The 3,209-nt window shown below is 68.8% G+C and carries 3 protein-coding genes; 2 read left to right on the top strand and 1 reads right to left on the bottom strand.

The window, feature by feature from the left end; translation table 11 throughout:
• The coding region (locus tag EB084_22395; protein ID NDD31014.1) for an ATP-binding cassette domain-containing protein at positions 1 to 958 on the top strand (958 nt) is incomplete at its 5' end.
• Complete coding sequence (locus EB084_22400) at positions 955 to 1,788, top strand: hypothetical protein (protein ID NDD31015.1); 834 nt, start codon at positions 955 to 957, stop codon at positions 1,786 to 1,788. The genes EB084_22395 and EB084_22400, both read left to right, overlap by 4 nt.
• A 34-nt stretch (positions 1,789 to 1,822) precedes the next feature.
• Here EB084_22400 and EB084_22405 read toward each other — a convergent pair whose 3' ends face one another.
• Complete coding sequence (locus EB084_22405; protein NDD31016.1) at positions 1,823 to 3,190, bottom strand: peptidase S53; 1,368 nt, start codon at positions 3,188 to 3,190, stop codon at positions 1,823 to 1,825.
• Positions 3,191 to 3,209: the final 19 nt, after the last annotated feature.

The raw sequence follows: 3,209 nt of genomic DNA on the forward strand, positions 1-3,209 counted from the left end.
CGCCATGGTGGCACACGCAGATCGGGTGATTGAGGTCGAGAGGCTCTGCCACGTGTATCCGGGCGGGCGCGGCGTGCGAGACCTCGACCTCGTGGTGGCGCGAGGAGGGCGATGTGGCTTCCTCGGCCCGAACGGCGCGGGAAAGTCGACCACGCTGCGCGTGCTGCTGGGATTCCTGCGCGCCGATGCCGGACGAGCGGCCATCAACGGGCTCGACTGCTGGCGTGACAGCCGCCGCATCAAGCGCGACGTGGGCTACCTGCCGGGCGACGTGCGCGTGCACCCCACCCTGACAGCCCGCCAGGCCCTTGCGATTCTCGACGGCCTGCATGGGCGCGACGTGCGCACGCATGGCCACTGGCTGTGCGCCCTGCTCGAGCTCTCGCCCGAGCTGCCGGCCGCCCGCATGTCGCGCGGCACGCGTCAGAAGCTGGGGCTGGTCATGGCCCTCGCCCACCAGCCCAGCGTCATCGTTCTCGACGAGCCCACCACGGCACTCGACCCGCTTGTGCAGGGGCGGCTGCTCGCCTACCTGCGCGACCGCACCGACCTGGGCGACACCCTGCTCTTCTCGAGCCACGGACTCTCCGAGGTCGAGCAGCTCTGCGAGCAGGTGGTCATCGTGCGCGACGGCAAGACCGTGGCCGACACCTCGATCGAAGCGCTGCGGGGGCGCGCGCGTCGAGCGGTCCGCCTCGTGTTCGTCAGCGAGGAGAGGGCCACCGCAACCGAGGTCCCCCACTTCCTGAAGGTGCTGACCCGCGCAGGTCGCGTCTGGGCCGCCGAGCTTGACGGCGCACCATCGGAGGTTGTGCGGTGGGCGGCCACGCTTGCACTCGATGACTGCCACCTCGCGCCCCCTGACCTCGAAGCGGTCTTCCGCGCCTACTACCCCCGTCCAGACGATGCGTCCGAGACGCCAGCTGCTCCTTTTGCACGCGCGGAGGGCCAGCGGTGACGCCGTCCTTCCGCGCGGTCGCGGTGCTCGCCCGTCGCGCGGCGCGAGAGAGCAGAGCCACCGTGGCGTGGTGCTGCGTGGGCATGTTCGTGGTGGTCTTTCTCGGTACGCGGGTGCTGCCACCGCTGCACGGTGCAGTCTCGGGCATCGCCGCGCAGGTGCCGCTGGTGAAGGCGCTCGTGGCCGCCTCGCTGGGCCAGCAGAGCGCCGACGCGCTCACCACCAGCGTTCTGATGGGCCTGCTGTGGGCCCACCCCTTCGTCATGGCCCTCGCCTGGACGCCAGCGCTGGTTCTCTGCACCCGCTATCCCGCGGGGGAGCTGGAGACCGGGACCATCGACATGACGCTGGGCTGGCCGGTGTCACGCATCGAGGTGGCCCTGGGTGAGGCCGCTGTGTGGCTCGGCGCGGGCCTGCCGGTGATGGCGTCGGCCTTTGCCGCATGGTGGCTGGGGCGCCCGACCGATGGCCTCGAGGGGTTGCCCGACGCGACGCTGACAGCCCAGGTGCTCGCCAACCTGTTCGCGGCCTACCTTGCGGTGGGAGGCTTTGCCAGCGCCGTCTCTGCTTGGTCGAGTGAGCGCGGCCGAGCGACAGGCATCGTCTTCGGCGCCGTGTTCACCTCTTACCTCATCACGGTTGTGGCACCGTTCTGGCCCCCAGCCGCGGCGGTGCGCGCCCTGGGCGTTCTGACCTATTACACGCCTGGACGCGTTCTGGCGAGTCGCGCCCTCGATGCCCAGAACGTGCAGGTGCTTCTCGCCATCTTCCTGCTCTGCGAGGGGATCGCGCTCTGGCGCATCGCGACCCGCCCGCTCAGCACGACCTGAAACGCCCGCTTCTGAGACGCTGCGCTGAGAGCGTTCAGCCCTCGACCTCGGCGGGAGGAGCAGCCGAAGGCACGGCAACCGCCGCCTGGTCAGCCTTCAGCGCCGCCAGCAGCTTCTCGCCGTTGGGCGACCCCACGCCCGTGGTGGGATCCCAGCCGGGTCCGGCGCTATAGCCTCCGTTGTTGCCCTTGGTGATGTCATTGAACGCCTCTTGATGGGCGTAGAAGGTGGGAGCGAGATACCCCAGCTTGCCTCCAACCCCCTGCGCCAGCACCGCGTTGAGGCCTGCGTAGAGGGGTGAGACTGCGCTCGTTCCGCCGGTGGTCATCTCCTGCCCGTCGACGATGACGAGGTAGCCAGACGCGGGCGAGGCGTTGCCTGCGACATCGGGAACACCACGACCGCCATTCAGATTGGTCGGCTTGGGAAGGTGCGCATGCGCCACCTGCCAGTCGGTGGGCTTGAAGGCGTCGCTCACACCGCCGCCCGTCGACCCACCGAGCCCCCAGAGATCGCGCCAGACCGTCTCGCTGGTGATCTGACCGCTGTCGGTCTTGAGACGGGTTCCACCGCAGCCGATGGCGTAGGGGCTTGCTGCCGGGAAGTCGGCGTGCATCTTGCCGTCGCTCTCCCCATCCTTTGCGCCGCGGTCGCCGGAGGCGCAGTACACGTTGATGCCCAGCGCGGCCGCGTCCTTGAACGCGTTGTTCATGGCGGCCAGGCCTTCTGGCGTCCACTCCTTCTCCGGCGCTCCCCAGCTGATGGAGATGACGTTGGGGTGATTCTCCTGATCGTGGATGGCCTGGTTGATGGCGTCGACGAAGCCCTGCTCGGAGTTGGGGGCGAAATACACCACCTGCTTCGCGCCGGGTGCGACGCTGCCCGCCACCTCGATGTCGAGGGCCACCTCTCCATCAGCGCTGTTGGGCTTGCCCTCGGGCGCGTTGGTGGCGCCATCGACCGAGACCGACTTCACCTCGGGGGCTTTGACGTTGGCTCGATGGAAGTAGGCTTTGAGATCTTCGTCCTTGTACCCGCCCCCGAGCTCGATGATGCCGATGGTCTGGCCCGTGCCGTCGAGACCCTTGGGGAACTTGTAGAGGTCGGCGATGCGCGGGCCGATGAAGCCCTGAGCACCGACGTCTCCGCTCACCACCATGCGCGACTTCGCGATGGGGCGATTGTCGAGGCCGAGCACAGCGTCGGCTCCCGCAGGCAGCTTCAAGCGGCCCTCGTAGGCGCGGAACTCCGGACCGCCTTCTTCGCGAAAGCGCCCGAGCTTGACACCGAATGCGCTGCCGAGCTGCGACGGGGTACCTTCGAGCTTCACGGTGTGGCTGCGCTCGTCGACTGACACCACCTTCAGCCCCGCCTTCTCTGCGAAGGCCTGAGCTTCGGCCACCTGACGCGAGCTGGCGGCA

This window comes from Pseudomonadota bacterium (assembly GCA_010028905.1).
Lineage (GTDB): Bacteria > Vulcanimicrobiota > Xenobia > RGZZ01 > RGZZ01 > RGZZ01.